Source organism: Exiguobacterium sp. s191 (genome assembly GCF_018618955.1).
Classification (GTDB): domain Bacteria; phylum Bacillota; class Bacilli; order Exiguobacteriales; family Exiguobacteriaceae; genus Exiguobacterium_A; species Exiguobacterium_A abrahamii.
In genome coordinates, this window is the sequence record NZ_JACSNC010000001.1 from 1,784,513 (window position 1) to 1,809,957 (window position 25,445).

At 49.7% G+C, this 25,445-nt stretch carries 30 protein-coding genes, 1 other RNA gene and 1 pseudogene; 3 read left to right on the forward strand and 29 right to left on the reverse strand.

From position 1 onward, the window contains the following. Positions 1–170 precede the first annotated feature (170 nt). The 9 genes and pseudogenes from hisIE to KNQ09_RS09490 all read right to left on the reverse strand — a co-directional run bounded on the left by hisIE (position 171) and on the right by KNQ09_RS09490 (position 6,959). Positions 171–786: pseudogene (hisIE, locus tag KNQ09_RS17440) on the reverse strand (bifunctional phosphoribosyl-AMP cyclohydrolase/phosphoribosyl-ATP diphosphatase HisIE). Next, entirely contained in the window at positions 783–1,532 is a 750-nt protein-coding gene (gene hisF, locus KNQ09_RS09455; protein WP_023469183.1) for an imidazole glycerol phosphate synthase subunit HisF, read from the reverse strand. Before hisF ends, hisIE begins: the two are co-directional and overlap by 4 nt. Beyond that, entirely contained in the window at positions 1,526–2,230 is a 705-nt protein-coding gene (hisA, locus tag KNQ09_RS09460) for a 1-(5-phosphoribosyl)-5-[(5-phosphoribosylamino)methylideneamino]imidazole-4-carboxamide isomerase (protein WP_214858213.1), read from the reverse strand. Before hisA ends, hisF begins: the two co-directional genes overlap by 7 nt. Beyond that, positions 2,203–2,790 (reverse strand): imidazole glycerol phosphate synthase subunit HisH, encoded by a 588-nt coding sequence (hisH, locus tag KNQ09_RS09465; RefSeq protein ID WP_214858214.1) that lies wholly within the window; start codon positions 2,788–2,790, stop codon positions 2,203–2,205. Before hisH ends, hisA begins: the two co-directional genes overlap by 28 nt. Further along, positions 2,787–3,368: an imidazoleglycerol-phosphate dehydratase HisB gene (gene hisB / locus KNQ09_RS09470; RefSeq protein WP_035396348.1), complete on the reverse strand. Its 582-nt coding sequence runs from the start codon at positions 3,366–3,368 to the stop codon at positions 2,787–2,789. Before hisB ends, hisH begins: the two co-directional genes overlap by 4 nt. Then, the gene (locus KNQ09_RS09475) at positions 3,341–4,312 is read right to left on the reverse strand and encodes a pyridoxal phosphate-dependent aminotransferase (protein ID WP_214858215.1); all 972 of its coding nucleotides are present in this window, start codon (positions 4,310–4,312) and stop codon (positions 3,341–3,343) included. Before KNQ09_RS09475 ends, hisB begins: the two co-directional genes overlap by 28 nt. Next, the gene (hisD, locus tag KNQ09_RS09480; RefSeq protein WP_214858216.1) at positions 4,312–5,529 is read right to left on the reverse strand and encodes a histidinol dehydrogenase; all 1,218 of its coding nucleotides are present in this window, start codon (positions 5,527–5,529) and stop codon (positions 4,312–4,314) included. Before hisD ends, KNQ09_RS09475 begins: the two co-directional genes overlap by 1 nt. Further along, positions 5,526–6,137 (reverse strand): ATP phosphoribosyltransferase, encoded by a 612-nt coding sequence (gene hisG / locus KNQ09_RS09485; protein WP_023469189.1) that lies wholly within the window; start codon positions 6,135–6,137, stop codon positions 5,526–5,528. The genes hisD and hisG overlap by 4 nt, the downstream gene beginning before the upstream one ends. Next, entirely contained in the window at positions 6,138–6,959 is an 822-nt protein-coding gene (locus tag KNQ09_RS09490; protein WP_035396343.1) for an ATP phosphoribosyltransferase regulatory subunit, read from the reverse strand. Between the two features lie 122 nt (positions 6,960–7,081). On the opposite strand from KNQ09_RS09490, the gene hisJ reads away from it, so the two are divergent. Further along, positions 7,082–7,876, forward strand: a complete 795-nt coding sequence (hisJ, locus tag KNQ09_RS09495; protein WP_055968870.1) for a histidinol-phosphatase HisJ — start codon at positions 7,082–7,084, stop codon at positions 7,874–7,876. Between the two features lie 38 nt (positions 7,877–7,914). On the opposite strand, the gene KNQ09_RS09500 is transcribed toward hisJ, so the two are convergent. The 3 genes from KNQ09_RS09500 to hxlA all read right to left on the reverse strand — a co-directional run bounded on the left by KNQ09_RS09500 (position 7,915) and on the right by hxlA (position 10,061). Next, entirely contained in the window at positions 7,915–8,685 is a 771-nt protein-coding gene (locus KNQ09_RS09500; RefSeq protein WP_214858218.1) for a hypothetical protein, read from the reverse strand. A gap of 191 nt (positions 8,686–8,876) precedes the next feature. Next, positions 8,877–9,425, reverse strand: coding sequence for a 6-phospho-3-hexuloisomerase (hxlB, locus tag KNQ09_RS09505; protein ID WP_214858220.1), 549 nt, complete (start codon positions 9,423–9,425; stop codon positions 8,877–8,879). Then, complete coding sequence (gene hxlA / locus KNQ09_RS09510) at positions 9,426–10,061, reverse strand: 3-hexulose-6-phosphate synthase (RefSeq protein WP_023469194.1); 636 nt, start codon at positions 10,059–10,061, stop codon at positions 9,426–9,428. It lies immediately after the preceding gene. Between the two features lie 204 nt (positions 10,062–10,265). Here hxlA and hxlR point away from each other — a divergent pair, with 204 nt between their 5' ends. Next, positions 10,266–10,631, forward strand: a complete 366-nt coding sequence (hxlR, locus tag KNQ09_RS09515; RefSeq protein ID WP_047393344.1) for a transcriptional activator HxlR — start codon at positions 10,266–10,268, stop codon at positions 10,629–10,631. A 55-nt stretch (positions 10,632–10,686) separates the two neighbouring features. Here the strand turns inward: hxlR and KNQ09_RS09520 are convergent, their stop codons facing one another. From KNQ09_RS09520 to KNQ09_RS09590, 15 genes are all read right to left on the reverse strand, one after another. After that, positions 10,687–11,196 carry a GNAT family N-acetyltransferase gene (locus KNQ09_RS09520; RefSeq protein WP_023469196.1) on the reverse strand — a complete coding sequence of 170 codons (510 nt, stop codon included), beginning with the start codon at positions 11,194–11,196 and terminating at the stop codon, positions 10,687–10,689. Between the two features lie 71 nt (positions 11,197–11,267). Beyond that, the gene (locus KNQ09_RS09525; RefSeq protein ID WP_214858222.1) at positions 11,268–12,107 is read right to left on the reverse strand and encodes a GIY-YIG nuclease family protein; all 840 of its coding nucleotides are present in this window, start codon (positions 12,105–12,107) and stop codon (positions 11,268–11,270) included. A gap of 125 nt (positions 12,108–12,232) precedes the next feature. Next, positions 12,233–12,591: a transfer-messenger RNA gene (ssrA, locus tag KNQ09_RS09530) on the reverse strand. A 58-nt stretch (positions 12,592–12,649) separates the two neighbouring features. Next, positions 12,650–13,120: an SsrA-binding protein SmpB gene (gene smpB / locus KNQ09_RS09535; protein ID WP_023469198.1), complete on the reverse strand. Its 471-nt coding sequence runs from the start codon at positions 13,118–13,120 to the stop codon at positions 12,650–12,652. A gap of 32 nt (positions 13,121–13,152) precedes the next feature. Then, positions 13,153–15,507 carry a ribonuclease R gene (rnr, locus tag KNQ09_RS09540; protein ID WP_023469199.1) on the reverse strand — a complete coding sequence of 785 codons (2,355 nt, stop codon included), beginning with the start codon at positions 15,505–15,507 and terminating at the stop codon, positions 13,153–13,155. Positions 15,508–15,521: 14 nt separating this feature from the next. Next, entirely contained in the window at positions 15,522–16,262 is a 741-nt protein-coding gene (locus KNQ09_RS09545) for an alpha/beta hydrolase (protein WP_035409936.1), read from the reverse strand. Positions 16,263–16,363: 101 nt separating this feature from the next. Further along, positions 16,364–16,597 (reverse strand): preprotein translocase subunit SecG, encoded by a 234-nt coding sequence (secG, locus tag KNQ09_RS09550; protein ID WP_023469201.1) that lies wholly within the window; start codon positions 16,595–16,597, stop codon positions 16,364–16,366. A gap of 137 nt (positions 16,598–16,734) precedes the next feature. After that, positions 16,735–17,652: a ribose ABC transporter substrate-binding protein RbsB gene (rbsB, locus tag KNQ09_RS09555; RefSeq protein WP_050678684.1), complete on the reverse strand. Its 918-nt coding sequence runs from the start codon at positions 17,650–17,652 to the stop codon at positions 16,735–16,737. Positions 17,653–17,679: 27 nt separating this feature from the next. Continuing rightward, entirely contained in the window at positions 17,680–18,648 is a 969-nt protein-coding gene (rbsC, locus tag KNQ09_RS09560; protein WP_050678685.1) for a ribose ABC transporter permease, read from the reverse strand. Between the two features lies 1 nt (position 18,649). After that, on the reverse strand, positions 18,650–20,128 hold the full coding sequence (locus KNQ09_RS09565; RefSeq protein WP_195864541.1) for a sugar ABC transporter ATP-binding protein: 1,479 nt from the start codon (positions 20,126–20,128) through the stop codon (positions 18,650–18,652). Between the two features lie 12 nt (positions 20,129–20,140). Next, positions 20,141–20,530 carry a D-ribose pyranase gene (gene rbsD, locus KNQ09_RS09570; protein ID WP_087681324.1) on the reverse strand — a complete coding sequence of 130 codons (390 nt, stop codon included), beginning with the start codon at positions 20,528–20,530 and terminating at the stop codon, positions 20,141–20,143. Then, positions 20,527–21,405: a ribokinase gene (rbsK, locus tag KNQ09_RS09575; RefSeq protein ID WP_214858224.1), complete on the reverse strand. Its 879-nt coding sequence runs from the start codon at positions 21,403–21,405 to the stop codon at positions 20,527–20,529. Before rbsK ends, rbsD begins: the two co-directional genes overlap by 4 nt. Next, on the reverse strand, positions 21,402–22,382 hold the full coding sequence (locus KNQ09_RS09580; RefSeq protein ID WP_035396314.1) for a LacI family DNA-binding transcriptional regulator: 981 nt from the start codon (positions 22,380–22,382) through the stop codon (positions 21,402–21,404). Before KNQ09_RS09580 ends, rbsK begins: the two co-directional genes overlap by 4 nt. Before the next feature lie 197 nt (positions 22,383–22,579). Next, a complete protein-coding gene (locus tag KNQ09_RS09585; protein ID WP_023469208.1) occupies positions 22,580–22,819 on the reverse strand; it encodes a hypothetical protein in 240 nt (79 codons plus the stop codon). Positions 22,820–23,176: 357 nt separating this feature from the next. Then, complete coding sequence (locus KNQ09_RS09590; RefSeq protein WP_064299428.1) at positions 23,177–23,521, reverse strand: hypothetical protein; 345 nt, start codon at positions 23,519–23,521, stop codon at positions 23,177–23,179. A 153-nt stretch (positions 23,522–23,674) separates the two neighbouring features. Between KNQ09_RS09590 and KNQ09_RS09595 the strand changes: the two genes are divergently transcribed. Beyond that, complete coding sequence (locus KNQ09_RS09595; protein WP_230088507.1) at positions 23,675–23,977, forward strand: hypothetical protein; 303 nt, start codon at positions 23,675–23,677, stop codon at positions 23,975–23,977. 138 nt (positions 23,978–24,115) lie between these two features. Here KNQ09_RS09595 and KNQ09_RS09600 read toward each other — a convergent pair whose 3' ends face one another. Next, on the reverse strand, positions 24,116–24,364 hold the full coding sequence (locus KNQ09_RS09600) for a hypothetical protein (protein WP_230088506.1): 249 nt from the start codon (positions 24,362–24,364) through the stop codon (positions 24,116–24,118). A 13-nt stretch (positions 24,365–24,377) separates the two neighbouring features. After that, entirely contained in the window at positions 24,378–25,289 is a 912-nt protein-coding gene (locus KNQ09_RS09605; protein ID WP_064299426.1) for an acyl-ACP desaturase, read from the reverse strand. Positions 25,290–25,445: the final 156 nt, after the last annotated feature.

A 25,445-nucleotide genomic window follows, 5' to 3' on the forward strand; every position in this document is an offset into this window, starting at 1 on the left:
AACCAATCGAACACCTACTTTCTAAAAACAAAGGACTATGCTTTTGATTATACGCCCTCATGCGACAGCGTGCCTATCGAAACATTCTGTCGATTTGATGACAACTGTCATCTGTTTGTCTTTTCCCGCTTATACAAAAATCCACACCGCCTAGGCGATGTGGATGTCGTTTACCATTGTTCAATATCCGGGCGATCCTTGAACGTCGACTTTGTTCCGTGACGTTCGTTCAGGACAGCTTCGACTTCTTTGAAGGAGACACCACGTTCAGCGAGCAAGACTGTTAAGTGGTACAACAAATCTGCTGTCTCTTCGGCTAACGTATCGTTACCGGCGAGGACGACTTCAAATGCCTCTTCACCGAACTTCTTCGCGATCTTCTCATACCCGGAAGCAATCAAATAGTTCGTATAGGATTCTGCTTCCTTGGCGTTAATCTTCGCTTTGACGGTCTGTTCCAGTTCGTATAACATCGGGCACCTCCACTTCCGTATAGAAACAACTGCGATTTCCGGTATGACATGTCGGACCGTTCGCTTTGACCGCGATCAAGAGACTATCCTGATCACAATCGATCCACATCCGTTTGAGTTCAAGCGTGTTCCCGCTCGTCTCGCCTTTCGTCCAAAGACGATTCTTCGTTCGTGAGAAGAAGGTGACAAGACCGGTCGCAAGCGTCTTATCATAGGCAGCTTGGTCCATGAAGCCGACCATCAAGACATCGTTCGTCTGCTCGTCGACGACGACGGCAGCAACGAGTCCTTTTGAAAAATTCAATGTCGTCATCGGACTTCGACTCCCCGTTCTTTGAGGTAGGCTTTCGTTTCCGGCATTGTGTACGTCGCTTCATGGAAGATCGAAGCAGCAAGGGCCGCGTCAGCGCCTGCTTCCAACCCTTCCGCTAAGTGATCGAGCGTTCCGACCCCACCGGAAGCGATGATCGGCACATTGACGACTTCACGTAGACGACGGATCAAGGCAAGATCATACCCGTCTTTTGTGCCGTCAGCATCCATCGATGTGACGAGTAACTCGCCGGCACCGAGGGCAACGGCTTCCTGCGCCCACTCGATCGCGTCACGTCCGACGGGTTGTGTTCCACCGTGTGAGAAGACACCCCACGAATCGCCCGTCTGCTTCGCATCGATTGCGACGACCGTCGCTTGGACACCGAACAGGCGGCTGACTTCTTGAATCAGTTGTGGATTTTGGAGTGCCGACGAGTTGAGTGAGACTTTGTCAGCACCAGCACGAATCAAGCGTTTCGCGTCTTCGATTGTTTTGATTCCGCCACCGACCGTAAACGGCATATAGATGACTTCTGCGACGCGTTCGACGATATCAAGCATCGTCTCGCGCCCTTCTTGCGTTGCTGAGATATCAAGCAGAACGAGTTCGTCCGCCCCTTGTTCGTAATAATACTTTGCGACGGCGACCGGGTCACCAAGATCACGTAAGTTCTGGAATTTGACCCCTTTGACGACACGTCCTTCCTTGACGTCAAGACAGGGAATGATTCGTTTCATCAACATACGCGTAACACCTCTTTTAAGGCGAGTGATCCGTCGAGCAACGCCCGACCGACGACGGCTCCGTCCATCCCGATTTCTTTCAGGCGCGCGACGTCATCGACTGTCGTCACACCACCGGAAGCAATCAATTCGACCCCTTCCCGTTTTAAGCGATCAAGTCCATCGACATCCGGTCCCATCATCATTCCGTCACGCGAAATATCCGTATAAAGGAACGTCTTGATCCCTTTACCGATCAAGTGTGTCATCGCTTCTTCAAGCGTCCAACCGCTCGCTTCGAGCCAGCCGCGTGTTTGAACGATTCCCTCTTTTGCGTCTAACGCAACAGCCAGTTTATCACCAGCGAGAGCGATCATCTGCTCGAGTAACGCTTCGTCTTCAAGGGCGACCGTGCCGACGAGAATCCGGTCGATTCCGGCACCAACGTATGCTTCGACGGTCTCGATGTTACGGACACCACCACCAGCTTCGACGAACAAACCGGTCTCCTTTTTGATGTCGGCAATCAAGCTCAAGTGCAACGGTTCGCCGGCTTTCGCGCCATCAAGATCGATCAAGTGGATCGCTGTCGCCCCCTCTTCCTTGAAGCGCTTCGCAATCGTCAACGCATCACCGAAGAATGTCTGTTGGTCAAAATCTCCTTGCTTCAGGCGTACGGCCTGTCCGCTCATTAAATCGATTGCTGGGTAGAGTTGCATGTCGTCTCTCTCCATTCCTTCAGTAGTTTCAGTCCGACTTCGCCACTCTTTTCCGGGTGGAACTGCATCCCGGTGACTTGTCCTTTTTGAACGATCGCTGGAACAAGACGTCCGTATTCAACCGCGTCGACGATCCATTCTGGGTCACAAACAGCGCCGTACGAGTGGACGAAATAGACCGCTTCGCCGTGGTTCGTCAGCTGGTGCCAACCCATGTGCGGCAAGCGGACGTCGCTCGGTAGTTTTTCGATTGTTCCCGGTAAGATCCCGAGACCTTCCGTCAGTCCATCTTCGTCACTTGATTCAAAGAGCAGTTGCATCCCGAGGCAAATTCCGAGGAACGGTTTCTTTTCGGCTTGTTCTTTTAAGAAGTCGACGAGTCCCGTTTCCTTTAGGCGCTCCATTGCCGGTGCATAGGCACCGACACCGGGTAAGACGAGTGCTTCAGCTTGCTCCAGTAGTTCAGCATCATTCGTGACGATGACTGCCTCACCGAGCTGTTTTAATACCCGCTCGACATTCGCGATATTTCCGACGCCATAATCGACGATTGCTATCATTGATCAATCAACCCTTTCGTAGACGGTACCCCTTCGCTCGTCACGGCGACTGCCTGACGGACGGCTCGACCGAGTGCTTTGAACAACCCTTCGATCATGTGGTGTGTGTTCGAGCCATATAAGACTTCGGCATGAATCGTCATCCGGGCACTCCGTGATAAGCCTTGGAAGAACTCTTCTGCGAGTTCCGTATCAAAGTCACCGAGCTTCGGATTCTTGAAACTAGCACGGAAGACCGTGAACGGACGACCGCTGAAATCAAGGACGACCGACGCGAGTGTCTCATCCATCGGTACACGCGATTCGCCGTAGCGTTCAATCCCGGCTTTATCGCCGAGCGCTTCCGTCAACGCTGCCCCGAGGACGATCGCTGTATCTTCGACCGTGTGGTGCGCATCGATCCACGTATCACCTTTTGCTGTCACCTTCAGACCGATCCGGGCCTGAAAGGCGAATAATGTCAACATATGATCAAAGAACCCGACACCGGTCTTGATTTCAACGGGACCTCCTGCGAGATCGACCTCGACCTTGATGTCTGATTCTGCACTTACTCGTTCGCTTGCGCCACGCCGCATCGTAATTCCTCCTCTACACACGTTTCTAATACTTGCATCGCTTCTGGTGATCCACAACTGACACGGAATGCTTGGTTAAACAAACGGATCCGTAATCCGGCGTCAGCACAACGCTGCGTAAAGCGTTCGGCTTCCGGATACTCGACATAGACGAAGTTCGCCGCACTCGGATATGTCTTGCCGATTGGCGCAAGAATCTGTTCGATCGCTTCACGACTCGCGTATGTCTCGTCTAAGACTCGATCGAGTTCCGGTTCTGCCATGATGGCGATGCCAACAGCTGCTGATAGACCAGAGACGTTGTATGGTGATTTAATCTGTTCGATTTCTTCGATGATTTGTTCGCTCGCGATGACAAAACCAAGTCGGAGCGATGCTAGTCCGAATGCTTTCGAGAGCGTCCGTAAGATGATTGCTTTCGGATATTCCTTGAGTAAGTGAAGCATCGATTGTTCGAGTGCAAAGTCGATGTACGCTTCATCGATGACGACGTATTTGCCACTATCGAGCAAACGACGGATGTCCGCTTCCTTCCGGAGGACACCAGACGGATTGTGCGGATGACTCAAGAAGATGATCTCACCAGGAGCTGCGATCAATCCGTCGACGTCAAGCGCCATCTCGTCGAGTAACGGTACGCGTTCAAACGGTGCCCGTGCTCGGTCAGCGTAGAACTGGTACATGACGAAGTCCGGTTCCGAGGCGATGACTGGCATCCCGGGTCCGCCGTAGCGAGCACATAAGTAGCCGATCAACTCATCCGAGCCGTTTCCGGCGACGAGTTGCGTCGGACGGACACCGGCGTACGTTGCGTACGATGCCTTGACTTGATCGATGATCTCGACAGGATATTCATTTAAAGGGAACGTTGCGATCAATTCCTGGATCGCTTCGATCCCGACTGGACTATGGGTCGTGAATCGTTCGTTTTGGTGTAATCGCATTAGTCTTCCCTCACTTCGATGGCTTGTGCGTGTGCTTCGAGTCCTTCGACCCGGGCAACGGTCTTCGCTGCGTTCGCGAGACGTTGTACGCCTGCGCGTGTGGCTTCGAGCATCGTCTGGTGACGCAGGAACGTCCGTGCTGATAATCCAGACGCAAAACGGGCTGTCCCGGATGTCGGTAAGACGTGGTTCGTCCCAGCGACGTAGTCACCAAGCGTTTCCGGTGTCTCGTGACCGAGGAAAATCATCCCGGCGTGACGGATCGATTTGACGACTTCCTGCGGATTGGCAACGGCAAGTTCCAAGTGTTCCGCTGCGAGACGGTTCGCTTCTTCGATTGCTGTTTCGAGTGGAGCGACGAAGACACCACCGTTTTCCATCGCACGACGGGCAATCTCTTGACGCGGCAATTGCTGTAAGCGTCGCTCGATCTCTGCATCAATCGCTTGTTTCATTTCTTCCGTTGGCACGAAGGCGATCGCGACAGCGTCACGGTCGTGTTCAGCTTGGGCAAGTAAATCGGCTGCGATCCGGTCCGGATGCGCCGTTTCGTCCGCGATGACGACGACTTCTGATGGACCAGCGACCGAGTCGATACCAACGATCCCGTAGACTTGGCGTTTTGCTTCAGCGACGAAGCGATTCCCAGGTCCGACGATCAAGTCGACAGCTTGGATGCTTTCTGTTCCGAATGTCAGCGCGGCGACAGCTTGCGCTCCACCAATCGTATAGATTTCTGTCACACCAGCGATGCGTGCCGCAACGAGAACCTCGTCACTTAAGTTCGTCATCGGTGTCACCATGACGACGCGTTCGACACCAGCAACTTTTGCTGGAATGGCGTTCATCAAGACGGTCGATGGATAACTTGCTGCACCACCTGGAACGTAAATCCCAACCGAATCGACGGGAACGAAACGTTGACGTCGTGTCACGTCTGCTTCGACGAGTTCGATGTCAGATGGTAGTTCTTGTTCGTGCCATTCGACGAGTCGTGTCGCCATCAACTTCAACGAGTCGATCAAGTTGGCGTCTGCCTGTTCAAAGGCTTGCGTGATCCGTGTTTCACTGAGACGGAAATCTTCGAGATCAACCTGATCGAATTGGTTCGTGTAATCGCGGACAGCAGCGTCACCGTCTGTTGCGACGCGTTCGAGAATCGCGCGGACCGCGAGCTCCGTGTCGCGATCGATGCTGAAAGGTTTTGTCGGTGTCATGATCGTGTCACTCCTTCTGTCAATTGCTCGAGCAAGCGGATGACTTCAACCCGCTTCCGTTTTAACGTCCATTCGCTCGTAAAGAATCGAGCGCTAATATCGATGATTTTTTCGTATTCGTTTAGTCCATTCGCGCGTAGCGTCTCACCTGTCTCGACGATATCGACGATCGCGTCAGCGAGTCCGAGTAACGGTGCTAACTCGACCGAACCGTTCAGCGGTACGATGTCGACGTCGACACCGAGCTCGCTGAAGTAGCGTTTCGCGATGACTGGATACTTTGTCGCAATCCGGACGCGGCGTCCACCTTCGAATTGCAAAGGCTCCTTCGCGCAGACCGACATCCGGCAGACACCAAACGGTAATTCCGCCAGTTCCGATAATTCTTGATCCGATTCAAGTAAGATGTCACTGCCGGTGATCGCGACGTCAAGAACACCTTGAGCGACGTACGGAATCAAATCCGATCCTTTCATGAAGACGAATTCGTGCTCGCCCCGTTTGACGATCAGTTCGCGTTCAATGGCTCCCCATGTCTCGACGCCAGCTTCTTTTAGATAACGTTCTGTCGCTTTCGACAGCCGTCCTTTCGTAATTCCGATTCGCATTTAGAGCACCTCCGCCAACCGTTCGACCGAGAATCCGATGCCGAACGCCTGTTGTTCTTGTCCGAATTGTTCATAAAGCCGGTCGTAGCGTCCACCGACGAGGACGGGTTCCGTCACGCCTTCGATGAAACCGTGGATCGTGATGCCGTCGTAGTACGTTTGTAAGCCCATTTGTCCGAAATCGAGATCGGCATTGACGGCTTCCGCGAGATCAAGCACGGCATTGAGTCGTGTTTCGTCAACGTACGGTAAGATTGTCTCTGCTCCTTCGCGTCCGAATAATAAAGGAAGTTTTGCAAGTAAGGCATCATCGAGTTGACCCGCGATCCGCTTCAGTTCAATGACGTTACGTAAACGGAGCATCTGCGTCACTTGGTCGCGTAAGTGGTGATCACCGACACGTGTCTCGATCAAATGCTCGATTAGACCAGCATCACCAATTGAGAGTGTGACTTCTTTTCCTGTCAGTTCCTCGACGAGTCGGACCGCGAGTTGAATTGCTTCGACTTCTGCGATTTGTCCTCGTTCCTCGAATCCGACCTGGAACTTCTCTTCCGGTTGAAAGACGGAGCCACTGTAGAAGACACGTTTATATTGTTCGCGACCACGTTCGCTAAGGGCACGCGCGACACTAGTCGTAAAATCCATCCGAATCTGTTCCCGTCCACCGATTTCCTCAATTAAGGGGGTGATTAATCGGGTATAGTTAGATTGTTCGAGTCCATCTTCGAGCTGACGGATGACCTGTTGGAGCCGCGTTGCCGAGGCACCAACATAATCTGTCGCTCCATCCTTGAGTCGAATCGTAGAAAATGATTGCATACTCCCACTCCTTTATCTTATTATCACTGTACCATGCTAAATTATTTAACGATAAGATACCGCGTTTCGGGCACATTGTCAATCGCTTTGCTTGCCAATTCTAAAAAATCGGAGGGTTACTCATGCAATTATTGAAATGGGACGGTCACGTCCACAGTCCATATTGTCCACACGGTACGAAGGATCCACTCGAAGCCTACATCGAGCGTGCCTTAGAACAAGGCTTAGAACGAATCAGCTTCACGGAACATGCCCCTTTACCTGAAGGTGTGACGGATCCTGCGCCAGATAACGATTCCGGAATGTCGTTCGCGACAGCCGATGCCTACCTGAAAGAATTGACACAACTCCGCGAGACATACAAGAATCAAATCGACATCCGAATCGGGATGGAGTTCGACTACTGGGAAGGGCATGTCGACGGCACGCGTGACATCATCGCTCGCTACGCTGATGTCTTGACCGACGGGATTCTCTCACTGCATTACTTATACATCGATGAGCAATATTATGGCGTCGACTTCAGCAAGGAAAGCTTCGGTGAGATCGTCACGAAACTCGGAAGCGTCACGGCGGTCCACGAACGCTATTATGAAGGCATCCAAGCCCTCGTCATGACGGATCTCGGTGCACACCAGCCGAAGCGCCTCGGTCACTTGACGTTACCGACGAAGTTCATCCAAGCCTATCCGCTCGAATCGAATCCAACGAACCTCGACGACACGTTACGGAAGATCCGTCAGGCAAACTTCACGCTTGACGTCAACACGGCAGGACTCCGGAAGCCGTTATGTGGTCTTTCCTATCCTTACCCGGAACTCTTGCAAGTCACGCAGTCGTTATCGATTCCGCTCGTCTATGGATCAGATGCTCATCTCGCAAAAGATGTCGGTGCTGATTTTGATTTCAAATGGTAAACAAAAATCCGGATGCCGCAGCGTCCGGATTTTTTTGTTTAAGAATACGGGAAATCAGCAGAGTCGACAGGAGCAATTGATCGTACTAATTTTTTTAATTGTGCTAGCGACACGTTACCGGACAGGAGGACGATTTGGTTGTCCTCGACGTAATAGAGGTTCGTTCTCTTTTGTTTCTGCTCGAAATAAGCCGTCTGTCCGTTCGCAAGCGTCGTTTCCTTCCAGTCCTCGCCTTGAACGTCTTGCTTCGGAACAACGGTTAGCAGAATCGTTTGGGACTTCGTGTGGAAGAACCAGACGCTATCGTCCCCATTAGGAGTTGAACTACTCATAATCGCTTGGAATGTCGAAAACGGTAAATTCAAACCGCGAGCAGAACTACTCTTCTTAATGTTTTGAACGTCGTCATATGAGACGCCTCCTAACATCCAGTTCTTCTCTTGCTTGGTATACTCTAGTACAGCAAGACGATCTGCTCCTTTTGGATAATGCAGCGTCACGTAAGCATGATTTCCGACAACGATACTACTCCAGATATCGCGTTCAGTCGGGTGCGCTTTTGTTCCATCTTTAAAGTAAAACGTCACGTGACGACGGAAATCCGCTTCAAACGAATCCTTTTCTGAAAAGTCCTTCGCTTTAATACGTTGCATGATCGCATCGGGATTATTTACATCTTCAGCAGTATTATCCTCGATCCAGTGTGATCTAAACTGATTCACTGGCGGACTTTGGTCTGATTCCATACAACCGGTCAAAATACTTGCAGCGAATAATGCACTGATTACACCAATCCGTTGAAATCGCATGACAATCTCCTTTTCCTCTTTTTTCCTTTCTTTGAGTATCTCACGTTGCGGGACTACTTCTTTAAGAAAATTACGAAAAGAAGGAAAGGAGAATTTCTGATTAATACGCATTCATACATGAAGAGATCTACAGACAAAAACAGACTAGCCCTCTTCTATTTGAAGAAAAGAACTAATCTGTTTCGTATGTTTCATTCTAGGTTGGCGTGTTTCCCGTACATCGTTTGCGAATCGAGTTGTTTGTCTTCCATGATCTGTAGAATCAAGGCATCATAGAACAACAACATCGTCTGTTCGAACAACGATCCCATCGGTTGAACCGTCTCGTCCGCTGATGCCGTTTGTTCTTTTGGAACTCCGGGCAGTTTGACGACTAAGTCTGCAAGTAGTGCTAACGTCGACGTCGGATTGATCGTGACAACGGCAACCGTTCCACCGAGTTGCTGTGCTTTCTCGACGATTGGAATCAAGGTTTTCGTCTCACCCGATCCGGAACCGACGATTAACACGTCACCGTCGCGCAAGTTCGCCGTGACCGTCTCGCCGACGACATACGCATCGAGTCCCATGTGCATCAGCCGCATGACGAACGCTTTCCCCATCAAGCCGGAGCGACCTGCTCCAGCGAGAAAAATCCGGTTCGCTTGCAGCACAGCATCTGCCAGTTCTTTTGTCTCCGTCGCATCGATTGCTTTGACCGTCGAAGTCAGTTCTTCGATAATCGTTTGAATGTGTGTCATTTACGCCTCTTGCAGCATCCGGTGCATCGTTGACGCTGTCTCTTGTTTATCATCTTGTCCTGTGATGCCGCCACCGACGATGATCAAATCAGGACGTGCAGCGATGACTTCCGGTAACGTCTCCATCTTGATGCCACCCGCAACAGCTGTTTTTGCATTTGTTACAACTGACTTGATTGTCGCAAGATCCTCGAACGAGTTTTGACCGACTGCTTGGAGATCGTAACCTGTGTGGACACAGATGTAGTCGACGCCTAACGCATCAAGTTCTTTCGCACGTGTTGCGATATCTTTCACAGCAATCATATCAACGAGAATCTGTTTGCCCGATTTTTTCGCTTCTTCGACTGCCCCTTTGATTGACATGTCTTCGGCTGCGCCAAGAATTGTCACGATATCAGCGCCGTGTGCGACAGCTTGACTGACTTCGTAGCCAGCAGCGTCCATGATCTTCAAGTCAGCGAGGACCGTTAAGTTCGGGAACGCGGCTTTCATTTCTTTGACGGCGCGGAGCCCTTCATTGATGACGACCGGTGTGCCGATCTCAACGATATCTAGATTGTCCTCCCCGATTTCTTTGACTAAAGCAATCGCACCTGCTGTATCGACTAAATCAATTGCGAGTTGTAATTTCATTTTGTATCTCTCCCATTCTTCTCTGTATTGTCGTACCTGACACTTCCTTCAAACGTTCATGAAGGAACAGGACTAAATATAATCCGCAGGAGCATTCTTGAGAAGTACGCACTTTTAATTTACATAGTGCGGTTTTTCATACATAGTGCGGAAAAGTATACTGTCGACTGGAAGAAAGACTATACTGGAGCAGGAGGTGGAACGATGCCACATTTTGAAGACCGTCAGTTTAACTGTGAGAAGGAATTGACCCTTTCGATCATCGGAGGCAAATGGAAGATGCTCATTCTTTGGCACTTAGGCAAGGAAGGAACGAAACGCTTCGGGGAACTGAAAAGTCTGATGCCTGGGATCACGCAACGGATGCTCGTCAATCAACTGCGCGAACTCGAGGACCACCATATCATTCATCGGGAAGTCTATCCGGTCGTACCACCGAAGGTCGAATACTCGTTGACACCGCACGGTCATAGCTTAATGCCGATTTTAGATGCGATGTACGACTGGGGTAAGGATTATGCGAAAAACGTCCTGGAGATTGATTTCGAACAACATAAAATATCGCAATAAAAAAGATGCTCATGGGCTCGTCTCTTTTCAGAGATAAGTCCACGGAGCATCTTTTTTAGGATTCTTCCGTCGTATAGATTTTCGACATCGCCAGTTCATCAACGTATTCGCCATCGATGAAGAGGGATGCAATCCGTGTGCCTTCGATGTTAAAGCCAAACTTATGATAGAGTTCGATCGCCCGCAGATTGTCTTTACGAACTGTCAACTCGAGTCGGATGAGTCCTGCTTCAATCGCAAAGGCATCCACCGCTTCAAGTAGACCCGCACCGAGTCCACGACCCGTATAAGCATCGAGCAAACCGATGACAAGATTCGCGCGATGACGAATCCGACTCGGCTCACCACCAACGACGAGCACATACCCGACGAGTTGCTCATCGACGTCCACGACAAAGATATCCGAGTTAGCAGCCTGACCGAACTTCTCGATGAACGCCTCCGCCTGTTCCGTTGACAGAACGCGTTCCTCCGGCTCATACAACATATATTTCGTTTCCCGATCAATGCGTCGCATCAAGTCCGATAAGGCTTTTCCGTCCATCAAGGTGGCACGTCGTATCATAGGTGTCAGCTCCTTTCCTTACAATATTACAGCCTATTTTCACTCTACACCAACATTATAAAAAGTAAAAATTAAGATAAATTTTTTAGGATAACTCCATGTTTATTCTTCCATTCAATCAATCCATTGGCACTTCTGCCCGTAACAATATCAGCTGCTAACGACGGACTTGAAAACAATAAGTCTTCGATTACTATGTATTCTCCATCAATTATTTGAATTTTATTAGAGTCAATTAATTCTTTTCTTTTGACTTTCAATCGTTCCGAGAATGAATTGACAACTTCTGACGCAATTTTAGAGTTTTTAAAAACAACGAACCCTTCTGATGTTTGAGCTCCCATACTATCGGCACCTCTTGGGCCTTTTAAGTATAGAACGTTCTCATTCTCAGTATCGATATTCTTTTGAACTTCTGAGAATAATTTATGTCCTAGCATATTTACCAACATTTCAACATTCTCACCAAAAGTATTCATCTCAGCACGATCTGCCTCTGATATAGAAGGCATCGGGGGAATATTACCGTTTACGATTTTATAACGGTTTGCTTTTTTTGCTCTATGATACAGTTTGTTCTCCAAATATTTAATATGTGCTTTATTCAAGTTCTCATCTTTACTAATAAACACAATCACTTCATTCCAAAAATCTTTTTCTCGTAAATGATCTTGAAGACGATTATACACTTCTTCAGCCTCACCAATATATACTGCTTCTTCATCTTCTTCGTTTCGACCGAACAACATATAAATTCCAGTTGAATTTAAATTAGGTCGATCATTACATTTTTTAACTTCAGTACGTGGAATTCTATAAGCGAGACCAGTCCAATTTGACAACTCACACGTTAATCTGCCATCAGAATTACCATCAATTAAAAACATTTTAATTGTCTGACCAAATTTCATATTTAGTTCTCCTTATTAATTTTTTTATTTTGTTTTATATATTTATAAATAGTTTTTTATACTAAAAAGTACTTGAACCCATTTAATGAGATTCAAGTACTTTTTTGAAATCCACTGATTTCGTCGTATGGAGACGGTGGGAGTCGAACCCACGTCCGAAGGCATCGTATACTTAAGCTTCTACGTGTGTAGTCAATTTATTGGGATCTCGTCGTCAGGCTGCCAATTGACAGGCGTCCGTCCGACCAGTCTGATTCCATCTCTTCTCTTTCCCTCCAGACGGAAGGGTCCAAGCGTAGCCTGTTTAAAGTGAGACCCTAGAAATCAGCCGACCAGGCGACAGCTGCTAGGATCCGCAGTTGCTATTACGCTGCTGCGAGTTGTGTGTTAGTTTTGCCAGTTATGGCTGGTGCGTTTTAACGAGGCCGACCCCTCGACACGCCACAGAAGACCGAACTACCCCCGTCGAATCCGTAACGTCCCCATGATAATAAATTGGGGCTTTCCGAATACTAATATTCTAGCAGAAAAGTGTTACGGGTTCAATACTTTTGCTTATCACGAAGTGCCCGCTCGATATCACGCTTCGCATCCTTCTTCTTCAGGTCGTCGCGTTTATCGAATTTTTTCTTCCCGCGTCCGAGTCCGATCAAGCATTTCGCGTAACCGTTCTTGATGTAGACTTTCAGCGGTACGATCGTATAACCGTCCCGTGAGACCGCTCCGATCAAGTTCGCAATCTGTTTCTTGTGCAGCAACAGTTTCCGCGGGCGGAGCTGTTCATGGTTGTACCGGTTCCCCTGTTCGAAGTGGGCGATGTTCGAGTTCCAGAGAATCGCCTCTCCCCCGTCGAACCGGACGAATGCGTCCCCGATACTGATTTTCCCTTTACGAACCGATTTGATCTCCGTTCCCGTCAAGACGAGACCGGCTTCAATCGTATCCTCGATCGCATAATCGAACGAGGCCCGTTTGTTGTTCGCTAAGACTTTCGAATCTGTTCCCTTTGGCATGTTCGTTCACCACATTTCCGATGCGGAAGCGCTTATTTGCGCTTCCGTTTCTTATTCGAGACCGCTTTATGGAACGGCGGTTTATCTTTCTTATTCTTTAACGAGAATCCTTTTCCTTTGCTTTGGTCGCTCTTACCTGACCGTTTCTTGCCACGACGATCGTCTTTCTTCTTATCGTCACGTTTTTGTCCTGGACGTCCACCGCTTGAACGGATCGTCTTCGACTCAAACCTTTTCTTCGGTTGCCGTTCTGGCATCCCGACGACGCTGAAGTCGATCGTCCGTTCATCGATGTTGACGTTCGTGACCTTGATTTCGACGACATCACCGATCCGGAATTGTTGCTTCGTCCGCTCACCGATCAACTGATAGTTCGCTTCATCGTAGCGGTAGAAGTCATCCGTCATCGCTTGGATGTGGACGAGTCCTTCGATTGTGTTCGGCAATTCGACGAACATCCCGAAGTTCGTGACACCACTGACGACACCTTCAAACGTCTCACCGATGTGTTGCTCCATATACTCGGCTTTCTTCAAGGCGTTCGTTTCCCGCTCCGCGTCAACGGCGCGACGCTCGCGTTTTGACGAATGATCGGCAATTTCCGGGAGGATCTCCGAGTAACGGTCTTGCGTCTTTTGCGATTTGTCATTGTAGATGACATATTCACGCAACAGACGGTGGACCATTAAGTCCGGATAACGACGGATCGGTGACGTGAAGTGCGTGTAGTAGTCCGTCGACAGACCGAAGTGACCGATTGGTTCGATGTCGTATTTCGCTTGTTGGAGCGAACGGAGCATGACCGTACTGACGACCGCTTCTTCCGGCTCACCTTCGACGGCGTTGAGGATTGATTGCAACGTTTTCGGTGCGACTGACTCGCCCTTGCGTTCGACGTTAATCCCGAAGTTACCGATGAACTTGAAGAACGTATCGAGACGTTCAGCTTTTGGCTCATCGTGAATCCGGTACATGAACGGCAGTTTTTGACGCTGAATGTGCTCCGCGACCGTTTCGTTCGCTGCAAGCATGAACTCTTCAATCAGCTTCTCGGCGACCGACCGTTCCCGAAGAATGATCTCACTCGTCTTGCCTTCTTCGTTGACGAGAACCTTTGCTTCTGGGAAGTCGAAATTGATCGCTCCACGACGTGAGCGACGTTCACGGAGGATCGCTGCGAGTTCCGCCATCTTGTCGAAGTACTCGACGAGATCCTGATACTTCGCAATCACTTCTTCATCTTCGCGCTCAATGATTTTCCGGACGTCCGTGTACGTCATCCGTTCCGTCGTCTTGATGACACTCTGGAAGATCTCATGGTTGACGACAGCCCCGTTCGCATCGATTTCCATGATACAGCTGAGCGTCAGGCGATCAACGTGCGGGTTGAGTGAGCAGATTCCGTTCGATAACCGGTGCGGGATCATCGGGATGACGCGGTCGACGAGATAGACACTCGTTCCGCGCTCACGCGCTTCTTCGTCGAGTGCTGAATCTTCTTTGACGTAATGCGAGACGTCGGCGATGTGGACACCGAGCTCGAAGTTGCCGTTCGCTAACTTCTTGACGTGCACCGCATCATCGAGGTCTTTGGCATCCGCCCCGTCGATCGTGACCGTCAATTCGTTCCGTAGATCAACGCGTCCGACTAAGTCCTTCTCATCGATTTGATCCGGTACGGCATTCGCCTCAGCGATCGCTTCCGGTGAGAAGTCGACGTTGATCCCATGCTTATGGACGATCGATAAGATGTCGACGCCTGGGTCATTTTTGTGACCGATGATTTTCAAGACTTTCGCTGTTCCAGCGTAGCGACCGTCTGGATACTTCGTGATCCGGGCGAGGACTTTGTGGCCATCGACGGCACCGAGCGTATCGTCGTTCGCGACGACCGGTAAGAACGTCAGCTTCGTATCATCCGGTTCGATATAAGCGATCGATTCGATCCGTCCTTTTGGACTGACGAACGTTCCGACGAAATCGGCTGGTCCGCGTGAGAGAATCTTGAGCAGTTTCCCTTCACGACGATCGCCGCCGTTTGACTCGGCAAACACTTTGACGAGGACACGGTCGCCGTTATAGACGTTCTTCAGTTCCGGTGCCGGTAAGAAGATGTCGCCTTCTGAGCCGTCTTCCGGTGAGACGAAACCGAACCCGCGTTGGTGGACGGAAATCTTCCCAGCGACTTGACCGATTTGCGCGAGCGTTCCGTACTTGTTCGAGCGTGTCCGGGCGATCAATGCTTCGTCTTCCATCGCGTTCAGCGTCCGGATCAATTCCTTGAATGCTTCCGTATCAGCTAGTTCTAGTTTTTTCGTTAATTGATCAATCGACAACGGACGTTCTTCCGTCGTGATGACCGTTAGTATTCGTTCACGTAATTCCAACGTGACACCTCCAGTTACTTGCTCCAGTTCAATGACTCCAGGAAGTCCAAGATGTCAGAGTGGAGCTGGTCTTTTTCTTTGTCGAGCGTAATGACGTGACCTGAGTTCTCATACCAGATCAGCTCTTTTTGGAAGGCACTGACTCCATCATGGATGATGTTCGCAGAGTCGGTGTTGATCATGTGATCATTGCGCGCTTGGACGACGAGCGTCGGTGCGTAGACGTCCTCGAGCGAATCGCGTGTCTCACGCAGCAGTTCCTGCAAGTCCTTCAAGGTCGGCATCGGTTCGAAGGACGCCATCTCTTGGTCGATCTCTTCTTGCGATTTGCCTTCTCGCTTCTTGAATTCTCGTGCGTACTCGGTGACTCCTGCATACATGACTTCTTCACTTTTGATGTAGGCGGGTGCACACATCGGGATGACCGCTTTGACCGGACGGTTCATCGATAACTTCAGTGACATGACGCCACCGAGCGACAATCCGCAAACGGCGATTTCGTCATAACCTTTGTCGACGAGTTCCTGATATCCGGCAAGGACATCCTGCCACCAGTCGGCTGGCCCGGTCTTCGTCAGCTCTTCGGGTGGGGCAGCGTGCCCTTTATATTGTGGTGCGAGGGACGTATAGCCCTGCTTTTGGAGATAGCGACCGAGGATGCGGACATCCGCGCTCGATCCAGTGAATCCGTGTAATAGTAAAACGGCGCGTGGGCCGGCTTCGAAAAAGAATGGTTTCGGTAAAGTGATTTTCATAAAATGATTCCCCCTCTAACTCTATACCCCATATCCGGAAAAATTGAATATCGAGAAATACAAAAAACGACAGCGCGATCATACGGCTGTCGTTTCAATGCTCACTTATAAAAAGCGACGAGTAACGCCAAGATGAAGAGTAATGCTCCTAAGATAGACGCCACACGATTTAGGACCGCATCCAAGCCACGAGCTTTTTGGCGACCAAATAATTGTTCTGCTCCACCCGTCAATGCTCCGAGTCCGGTCGTACGACCCGACATCAATAGAACGACGATGATGAGAAGAACGGAAACGACGATGAGGCCGACAAGAGCCACGTTATGAATGATCATCGATGATCCTCCTTCAGTAATATACGCTTCTTTCATTATAGAGAAAAACAAGTACGGGAACAAGGAATAGATTTAGGAACTTTTTCCTGCCTGACGAAAAGAGACACCCGAATCGTCGACTCAGGTGTCCTGTCTTCTTATTGTTTGATCAATTCGAGATCGACTGGGATGTTTTTCTCGACTTTGTCGCCTTTTAAATGCTTGATGGCTGTCTCGACACCCATCTTCCCGATCTCAGTCGGTTTTTGAGCGATCGTTCCTGCCATTTTTCCGTCTTTGACGGCTTTGACGGCGTCATCCGTTGCATCGAAGCCGATGACTTTAACATCGTTCAGACCCGCTGCTTTTAACGCTTCGACCGCACCGAGTGCCATCTCATCATTGTGAGCGAAGACGGCTTTGATGTCTTTGTTGTTTTGGAGGATGTTCTCCATGACCGACAATCCTTTTGCCCGGTCGAAGTTTGCTGCTTGTTTTGCGACGACGTCAAGTTTACCGTCGACTGCTTCATGGAACCCTTTACCACGGTCACGAGTTGCGGATGCTCCTGGAATCCCTTCGAGCTCCACGACTTTTGCTTTGTCGCCGACGAGTTCGATCATGAACTCACCTGCTTGTTTCCCACCAGCGACGTTATCCGACGCGATGTGTGCGACGACGTCGCCTGCTTCTGCATTGCGGTCAACCGTGATGACGGGGATGTTTGCATCGTTCGCTGTTTGGACGGCTGCACCGACTGCTGCTGAATCCGTTGGGTTGATCAAAATGAGATCGACTTTCTTTTGGACCATGTCTTCGATATCGCTTGCTTGTTTTGCCGCGTCATCTTGTGCATCTGCGACTTGAAGTGTTGCGCCTTGTGCTTTGGCTTCTTGTTCTGCCCCTTCTTTTAACGAGACGAAGAATGGGTTGTTGAGCGTTGAAATCGAAAGACCGATCTTGAAGTCCTTCGTCTTTTTCTTCGTTTCACCGTTGCTGCTGCCTGGTTGTTCCGTCGAACAGGCTGCTGCGAAGACCATTAATGCCATCATGACGACTGCAAGTAATTTTTTCATCTGTAAATCCTCCTTTTTGAGTGTGGGTTACGCTGCTTGTTTCCGGTCCGCGAGTACCGCGAACAGAATGACTAAACCTTTGACGACGAGTTGGAAGAACGAGGAGACACCAAGTAAGTTAAGACCATTGTTCAGTGTTCCGATGATCAAGGCACCGATCAAGGTACCGACAATCCAGCCACGACCACCTGACAAGCTCGTCCCACCAAGGACAACCGCTGCGATGGCGTCGAGTTCGTACGATGTCCCCGCTGTCGGCTGCGCCGAGTTCAGACGGGACGTCAGGATGATGCCGGCGAGTGCTGCCATCAAACCTGAGAGTGAGTAAATCATGATTTTGACTTTATTGACTTGAATCCCCATCAACTTCGCTGCTTCTTCGTTGCCACCGATCGCATACGTATAGCGACCGAACGTCGTCTTCTTCAAGATGAAGTAGAGGACCGCGAAGGCGATCAACATCGTCAGGACCGGTACCGGGAAGATCCAGAAGTAACCGCGTCCGAACAATTCGAACCAGCCACCTTGGCTTAGACCAGTGATCGGTTTCCCATCCGTATAGACGAGCGTCAATCCGCGGAAGATCGTCATCGTCGCGAGTGTTGCGATGAACGGTGCGACTTTCCCGAGTGAGATGACCATCCCGTTCAAGGCACCCATGACAGCTCCGACGATCAATCCGGCAAGAACAGCGATCAACGCTGACGTTCCGTCCGTCATCAGACCCGCGACGAAGGCGGACGAGAGGGCGAGAATCGAGCCGACCGATAGATCAATCCCACCCGTCAGAATGACGAACGTCATCCCGAAGGCAATCAAGGCATTGATCGAGACTTGCCGTAAGATGTTAAATAAATTATTCAGTGTTAAAAAGTCCGGTTCCATGATCGAGACGACGAGGACGATCGCGAACAATCCTGCGAGTGGTCCAAGCTTTTGTCCGATCCCAAGACGTCTCGGTTTTGCTTCCGTTACCTTGCCTTGCATCAATTCCATATCATTGTCCTCCTGTCGCAAGTGTCATGATGCTTTCTTGCGTCGCTTCCTGTCGTGTCAACATGCCGCTCATCTTGCCTTCGCGCATGACGTAGACCCGGTCGCTCATCCCGAGAATCTCCGGGAGGTCCGAGCTGACCATGATGATCGCGACACCCGCCGCAGCGAGTTCGTTCATGATGAGGTAAATCTCTTTCTTCGCCCCGACGTCGACACCACGTGTCGGTTCGTCGAGAATCAAGACTTTCGGTTGTGTCCCGAGCCACTTCGCGAGGACGACCTTCTGTTGGTTCCCCCCGGAGAGTGACTTCGCCGGCTGGTCCATCGAGCTGTGCCGGACCGAGAGCGACTTCAAATACCCTTCTGCGAAATCGCGTTCTGCCTGATCCTTGATGACACCGGAGCGGGATAACGAACGAATCGTCGGCAGTGAGATGTTCTCACGCAGTGAAAAGTCGAGGAACAAGCCTTCGCCTTTGCGGTCTTCGGTCAAAAAGCCGATGCCCTGGCGAATTGCGTCGTACGGTGTCTTGATCTTCAGCGACTGTCCGTTCAGTTCGATCGTTCCTTCTTTCAGGCGATCGACCCCGAACAGTCCGCGCATGACTTCCGTCCGCCCCGCACCCATCAAACCGGAGAAGCCGATGATTTCGCCTGCCTTGACGGAGAACGAGACATCGTCGAACCGTTTCCCGCTCGCCTGTTTGACTTCGAGAACGGTCGCACCGATCGAAACGTCACGATCCGGATACCGTTCACCCATCTCACGACCGACCATCTCACGGACGATCTGTTCGAAGGATGTCTCGGGAATCGCGTGTGTCGAGACGGAAATCCCGTCCCGTAAGACGGTGATTCGGTCGCAGAGCTCGAAGATTTCCTCCATCCGGTGCGAGATATAGACGATTGAGACACCTTGGTTGCGCAGTGCCGTCGCGACGCTAAATAAGGCACGAATTTCCCGCTCCGTCAGTGCGGCTGTCGGTTCATCCATGATGATGACCTTCGCGTCCGTCATTAGAGCTTTTGCGATCTCGATCATCTGTTGTTGACCGACTGATAACGTCCGAGCGAGTTGATCGACGTCCATGAAGACGTTCAATTCCGCGAGTTCACGTTCTGCCTGCCGCTTCATCTCCCCTTGCTTGAGAATCCCGAAGCGTGACTTCAGCTCCCGTCCGAGGAACAGATTCTCCGTTACCGTCAAATCCGGGAGGATGTTCAGTTCCTGGTGAATGAAGGCGATCCCCGCTTCTTCGGCAAGTTTCGGATTCTTATACTCGACGTCCTGTCCATCGACGCGGATCGTGCCTGCGTCCGCTTTATGGACACCGGTCAAAATCTTCATCAGCGTTGACTTCCCGGCACCGTTCTCTCCCATCAAGGCGTGGATCTCACCCGCAGCGAGTTCGAAGTCGACACCTTTTAGGACAGGGACGGGACCAAATGCTTTTTTGATACCTGTCATCTCGATACGCATCGCATGACCCCCTTAAAAGATTACGCCGGAATGGAAAATGACATTTGCGTAAGGTGTCGCTTCCCCGGTCCGGATGATGACCTTCGCCTGCTGTGTCTGTTTCTTGAATTCCTCATGCGTGACGAACGTCGTCTCGATCTGCATGGCTTCTAGTTGCTCGAGGACGTCCGGATTCGCTTCTTTGATCTCTGTCGCCAGTGTCAGCTGTTCAATCGCCATGTCACCGGCGACGACACGGACGACGTCGAGGAATGATGGTGTGCCGAGTTCCAGTGCTAAATCAATCCGTGCGACCCCATCTGGAATCGGTAAGCCGCAATCAGCGATGACGATCGTATCGGTATGACCGAGATCAGTCAGGACTTTGCTGATATGACTGTTTAAGATACCATGCTTCTTCATGCGTCTCCCTCCATCTGTTCCCGTGTCGGCATGCCGCCTTGTGCGCCAAGCGCGCGGATAGATAAGCCGGCTGCCCGGTTCGCGAAACGAATCGCTTCAACGAGCGGTTGTCCTTCCGTTAACGCAACGGCTAAGGCACCGTTGAACGTATCCCCTGCTCCTGTCGTATCAACGACCGTCGTCTCGATCGCTGGAATCGTCACGATCGACTCACCGTCGTAGAAGCGTGCGCCGCGACTACCTTCCGTCACAATCAATTTATTCGGGTATTCCATGAGCCAATGTTCGATTGGTTGGTCTTGTCCAAAGATCAAGCCACATTCATGTTCGTTTGGCGTTAAGTATGTGACGTGTTCAATCAATTCTGGACTGAGTGACATCGCCGGTGCTGGATTCAAGACGACTGGAATGCCGGCTGCATATGCTTCGCGAGCAACGGTCTCGACCGTTTCGATTGGAATCTCGAGCTGGAGTAAGATGATTTCACTGTCTGCGAGAATCGGTGCGAGTGCGTTATCTGCAAACTTCACATGTTGATTGGCAGACTGAACGACGACGATCGAGTTATCGCCTTCAGCGAGCGTGATGTGTGCCGTTCCTGTCCGTTCACCTTCAATCGTTTTCAAGTGCGTCGTCTGCACTCCTTGCATTTTGAAGTTTTCGCGGATCGCTTCACCGTTCGCGTCACTACCAACGCAACCGATCATTTCGACGGTACTGCCAAGACGCGCGACTGCGACCGCTTGGTTCGCACCCTTTCCGCCCGGTACGGTATGAAAGGCATCCCCGATGACCGTTTCGCCTGCGCCTGGACGGCGTTTACTTTCAACGACGAGATCCATCGAGATACTGCCGATGACACTGATTTGTTTCATGCTTCCTCATCCTTCCGTTTCGTCGTTTCCCGTTCGATGATCTCAACCGTCAACTCATGATGGACGGCGGCAATTGGTGTGCCTTCAATCCGCTGAATCAGGAGTTTCGCGGCTAGTTCCCCCATTTGATAGATCGGCTGCGCAATCGTCGTCAACGGTGGTGAAATCATTTGTCCGAGTTCGATCCCGTCATAGCCGATCACTTGTAGCTCGTCTGGAATCGTGATCCCGCGTTCCGCAGCGACCTGCACCGTTGCTGCGGCAATGACATCACTCGCAGCAAAGATCCCGTTGCAATGATAGTGATCAAACAGATAGTTCGCGGCATCAAGCGCCCCTTGAAAATGGAACGGTGACTCGATGCTTGCAACGAGATGGGTTCCGGCGATTTCTTCGAAACCATCCCGTCGTTTCTTGATCGTCGGGAGTTTCGAAGGACCGCTGATGACAGCGAGCTCCGTCGCACCAGAAGCAAGTAAGAACGAAGCTGCTTTCTTCCCACCTTCGTATCCGTTTGAGGTCACCGTCGGAATCGCACCTTGTAACACACGGTCTAAGGCTACGACCGGCACTTCGAGTTCTTCATAGTTCGGATTGTTCGAGTAGTTCGTCGTGATGATCAATCCGTCGACATGCATCGCCTCGAGTGACTTGATATATTCGCGTTCTTTCTGAAACTGTTCGTCTGTGTTACACAAAATGACTTGAAAACCATGTTGATGTGCCATATCTTCCACAGCTCGTGCGAGTTGTGGGAAAAACGGGTTCGTGATGTCTGGAACGATCAATCCGATCAGTCCGGATCGTTTTTGGAACAACGATCGCGCGACCCGGTTCGGTCGATAATCCAATTGTTTGATTGCCTGAAGCACCGCCTTACGCGATTTCTCACTGACATAACCCTTTTCGTTCATGACGCGTGAGACCGTCGCGACGGAGACATGTGCCGCTTTCGCTACTTCCCGGATGGTCGACATGTTTCGCCACCTCTTTCTTTTGATAACGCTTACAAGAATCATCATATTGTGTAACCGGTTACACATCAATCTTTTTTATATAAAATATATTTTATTTTTTTCAAACTCGTAGATTGGACCATAAAAAAGAAGCCTGACACCGCATCAGACTTACGATAATTCCGTATAATCATGCACTTTAACGTTCTAAATCACCCTTAAATAAAGACAATCAGCGAGAGACCAATCAAAATATTAATGAATCCTAACCCATCCGTCGCTTTTGTGTATAACGATGGTTTATCTTTTTTGGCACTATCGTTTAGATACATCAATGTCACGGCAATAATGGTCGTGATGCCCAGAGGTGCATTCAAAAAACTATCGGAATACGTAAATAAGTTGTTCGTAATGTAGAGACTATTTAAGACAGATAAACCAAACAATACTTTATGCATGAAACTCACTCCTATAATCAACGGAATCTTACGAAAGCAACTAAGATCTGATTTCGCTCTCCCTCTATTATAGAATATTCTTCCAGTTACTCTTCCTTACACTATTGAAAGAAAGTATTTGAGTGCATATGCAAATACACCGCAAGACAGCGTCACGCCATCTTACGGTGTATTTCTTGTCCTCTCAGTAGCACGTTAGATTGTTGATTTTCGGAAAAGACGGAGACTCCTGCGGGAAGAGCGGAATAGGCAAGACCCCGCAGGAGCACACGCGACGAGGAGGCTTGCCTTCCGCCCGCGGAAAGCGACGTCTTGGACGGAAATCAATGAACAATCGGTGTCTAGCTGACAAGACTTTCATCTTTTTGCTTTCCCGGCTCTTTTTCGCTCCACGAACAAACGTCGAATCAATGCAACAACGAACGCAATGATTGCCAGCGGCTCAAACAAATAAATCAATAGGAACGTGACATCGATGACGGCATCCTCCGGATTATAACGGATGATATAGAGCGCACCGGGTAAGATGGCAATCAGTCCGCCAATTCCGAGTGCCGTTCCCAAAATCAGACTCTGACGTGAAAACCGGCTCGTGATTTGATACAAACCGATGAATAGTATGAGTTCCGTAAAATAGATGAGGCGCAACGGGATGTCACCAATCGACGTATCAAGCCCTAAAAACAAAAACCGAAATAGCATGTCGATTCCCCCTTCCCTCTAGTTCTACCCCGAACAGCGTCCTCGTAATGCTTCATTTCCAGTTTCCCTGCATATCCTCGCTTCAATTAGGGAATAGCTAGAGAGTTAGAGTCACATACAGAGAGTTGGGATCGGATGAAAGAAAAACACTCGATGAGGGTCGTCAGTTGTCTGAATGATTATTTCGAACGTCATCAGCAGCCCCTTCAGGTCGATCTCTTACGAGGTCTGCCACCTATCGTGCTATTGTTGCGCGATGACGCGAAACGTGCCTTTCCGAAGGAAGCGAACTTGCACGATGAACTGTTACAAGACATCAAACGTTTGATTCAGGAATGTTTGGATCCCGATACACTGCGCGAATTGGGAATCGATGTCGATCTCCCGGACTTTTTCGTGACCCGTGCACCGCTTCATTCTGCCCATCATTATCTCGTTACATTCATCGAAGACTGACTTCATGTTAAAAGCAGCTATTTCTTCTTTCACAGAACATGTGAAGCAAGAGATAACTGCTTTTTTTAGGGATAATAAAAAACCGATAGCGCCAAAGCACTACCGGTCATATTTCCCTTCACGTATGGTAAAGACGACTTAATTCTCAACCTCAAGAATCGCTTCGATTTCAGCTTCTACTTCTTTGTTGACCATTTGCGAACGTTTTTTACGTAATTCGAGATCCATCTCCTGATCGATGAACTGATTCGTATGCTTGTCGAAGCAATCAAAGCAGATCGGATAAAAATCTTTTGCTTCTTTATTCAGAGAATTGAATTCCCACGTATCGAGTTCCAAGTAACTGACTTGGTTGTTCGTTTCAGTTCCACAGATTTCACACTTCATGTTCATTGCCTCCTTAGACGTCGAGATTCGCTTTTTCGAGTTGGCGTTCCTGACGTTCCTTGATGCGCTTCAAACGTCCGTGATACTTCATGATGTTCGCTTGAGATTGTTTCGCTTCTTCGCTTGTCGGTTCTAAATCAGCGATGCCCCAGAATTTGACGACGACGTCTAATACTTGGTCGAAGTATTGGAGTGGTCCATAGTTCGTATCAACAGCAATCGTCTTCATGCGTTCCGTGAAGTCAGGCATGACAGCACCTGGCATCGAGAAGTTGATGATGACGTCTTCGAAGAAGACGATGAAGTTCGGGTCAAGCTCTAGGTGTGCTTTGACCGTGTCACGATAGAACGCATAATGCAGTGCTTCGTCCTTCGCTAGACGACGGAGTAGCGTTGCTAAGTCTTTGTCGTGTGCCCCTGCGATTTTCGCGACGTTGTTATAGAAGACGAGTGTCGCTAACTCTTGCAGTGACGTATATGCCATTGTCGCTAACGGGTTCGTGAAGTCCGGGAACCAGCCGTTTTCAACGACGCGTCTTCTTAATTGATGAAGTCGCGTTGGATTAACATTTCGCGTGACGAGTAAATATGTCTCGAGTAAGTTCGAGTGCTGATCTTCTTCTGCTGTCCATGTCCGAACGAAATCATTGATGACTTCCATCGAGTTTTTGAACGTATAGTCTAAGTGCGATGTGTACCACGGTAAGTTGACCTCTGTCAGTAATGCCGTTTCGATCGCTACGATGACACCTTCCGGAAGCGTGACTTGGCTTTCGTCCCAAGGAACGCGTTTGAACGACATCGCCTTATCCCACGGAATGAACTCGTGGTAGCTCCAGTCGATGTTGGCTGAACGCTCCTTGTGAAGTCGATATAACTCTTGAATGCGTGGTTCTAAACGGATATCTAAATCTGAATTTAACATGATCGTATCTCCTTTAGACGTATTTGTCATCTTCATCGAGCAAGATGTAATTAATGCCTATAACTATTTAATTTGCACTTATTTATGAGTATAACATTTTAGTCATCTACTAGGATGAATCAATTTTTTGACAGTTCAGTATAGTTTTGATGACAA

Excerpts from the sequence above, each read along its gene's own strand:
- hisF (WP_023469183.1), bottom strand. The coding sequence starts at position 1,532 with ATGTTGATGAAACGAATCATTCCCTGTCTTGACGTCAAGGAAGGACGT.
- hisA (WP_214858213.1), bottom strand. The coding sequence starts at position 2,230 with ATGCAACTCTACCCAGCAATCGATTTAATGAGCGGACAGGCCGTACGC.
- hisH (WP_214858214.1), bottom strand. The coding sequence starts at position 2,790 with ATGATAGCAATCGTCGATTATGGCGTCGGAAATATCGCGAATGTCGAG.
- hisB (WP_035396348.1), bottom strand. The coding sequence starts at position 3,368 with ATGCGGCGTGGCGCAAGCGAACGAGTAAGTGCAGAATCAGACATCAAG.
- KNQ09_RS09475 (WP_214858215.1), bottom strand. The coding sequence starts at position 4,312 with ATGCGATTACACCAAAACGAACGATTCACGACCCATAGTCCAGTCGGG.
- hisD (WP_214858216.1), bottom strand. The coding sequence starts at position 5,529 with ATGACACCGACAAAACCTTTCAGCATCGATCGCGACACGGAGCTCGCG.
- hisG (WP_023469189.1), bottom strand. The coding sequence starts at position 6,137 with ATGCGAATCGGAATTACGAAAGGACGGCTGTCGAAAGCGACAGAACGT.
- KNQ09_RS09490 (WP_035396343.1), bottom strand. The coding sequence starts at position 6,959 with ATGCAATCATTTTCTACGATTCGACTCAAGGATGGAGCGACAGATTAT.
- hisJ (WP_055968870.1), top strand. The coding sequence starts at position 7,082 with ATGCAATTATTGAAATGGGACGGTCACGTCCACAGTCCATATTGTCCA.
- KNQ09_RS09500 (WP_214858218.1), bottom strand. The coding sequence starts at position 8,685 with ATGCGATTTCAACGGATTGGTGTAATCAGTGCATTATTCGCTGCAAGT.
- hxlB (WP_214858220.1), bottom strand. The coding sequence starts at position 9,425 with ATGACACACATTCAAACGATTATCGAAGAACTGACTTCGACGGTCAAA.
- hxlA (WP_023469194.1), bottom strand. The coding sequence starts at position 10,061 with ATGAAATTACAACTCGCAATTGATTTAGTCGATACAGCAGGTGCGATT.
- hxlR (WP_047393344.1), top strand. The coding sequence starts at position 10,266 with ATGCCACATTTTGAAGACCGTCAGTTTAACTGTGAGAAGGAATTGACC.
- KNQ09_RS09520 (WP_023469196.1), bottom strand. The coding sequence starts at position 11,196 with ATGATACGACGTGCCACCTTGATGGACGGAAAAGCCTTATCGGACTTG.
- KNQ09_RS09525 (WP_214858222.1), bottom strand. The coding sequence starts at position 12,107 with ATGAAATTTGGTCAGACAATTAAAATGTTTTTAATTGATGGTAATTCT.
- smpB (WP_023469198.1), bottom strand. The coding sequence starts at position 13,120 with ATGCCAAAGGGAACAGATTCGAAAGTCTTAGCGAACAACAAACGGGCC.
- KNQ09_RS09545 (WP_035409936.1), bottom strand. The coding sequence starts at position 16,262 with ATGAAAATCACTTTACCGAAACCATTCTTTTTCGAAGCCGGCCCACGC.
- secG (WP_023469201.1), bottom strand. The coding sequence starts at position 16,597 with ATGATCATTCATAACGTGGCTCTTGTCGGCCTCATCGTCGTTTCCGTT.
- rbsB (WP_050678684.1), bottom strand. The coding sequence starts at position 17,652 with ATGAAAAAATTACTTGCAGTCGTCATGATGGCATTAATGGTCTTCGCA.
- rbsC (WP_050678685.1), bottom strand. The coding sequence starts at position 18,648 with ATGGAATTGATGCAAGGCAAGGTAACGGAAGCAAAACCGAGACGTCTT.
- KNQ09_RS09565 (WP_195864541.1), bottom strand. The coding sequence starts at position 20,128 with ATGCGTATCGAGATGACAGGTATCAAAAAAGCATTTGGTCCCGTCCCT.
- rbsD (WP_087681324.1), bottom strand. The coding sequence starts at position 20,530 with ATGAAGAAGCATGGTATCTTAAACAGTCATATCAGCAAAGTCCTGACT.
- rbsK (WP_214858224.1), bottom strand. The coding sequence starts at position 21,405 with ATGAAACAAATCAGTGTCATCGGCAGTATCTCGATGGATCTCGTCGTT.
- KNQ09_RS09580 (WP_035396314.1), bottom strand. The coding sequence starts at position 22,382 with ATGTCGACCATCCGGGAAGTAGCGAAAGCGGCACATGTCTCCGTCGCG.
- KNQ09_RS09585 (WP_023469208.1), bottom strand. The coding sequence starts at position 22,819 with ATGCATAAAGTATTGTTTGGTTTATCTGTCTTAAATAGTCTCTACATT.
- KNQ09_RS09590 (WP_064299428.1), bottom strand. The coding sequence starts at position 23,521 with ATGCTATTTCGGTTTTTGTTTTTAGGGCTTGATACGTCGATTGGTGAC.
- KNQ09_RS09595 (WP_230088507.1), top strand. The coding sequence starts at position 23,675 with ATGAGGGTCGTCAGTTGTCTGAATGATTATTTCGAACGTCATCAGCAG.
- KNQ09_RS09600 (WP_230088506.1), bottom strand. The coding sequence starts at position 24,364 with ATGAAGTGTGAAATCTGTGGAACTGAAACGAACAACCAAGTCAGTTAC.
- KNQ09_RS09605 (WP_064299426.1), bottom strand. The coding sequence starts at position 25,289 with ATGTTAAATTCAGATTTAGATATCCGTTTAGAACCACGCATTCAAGAG.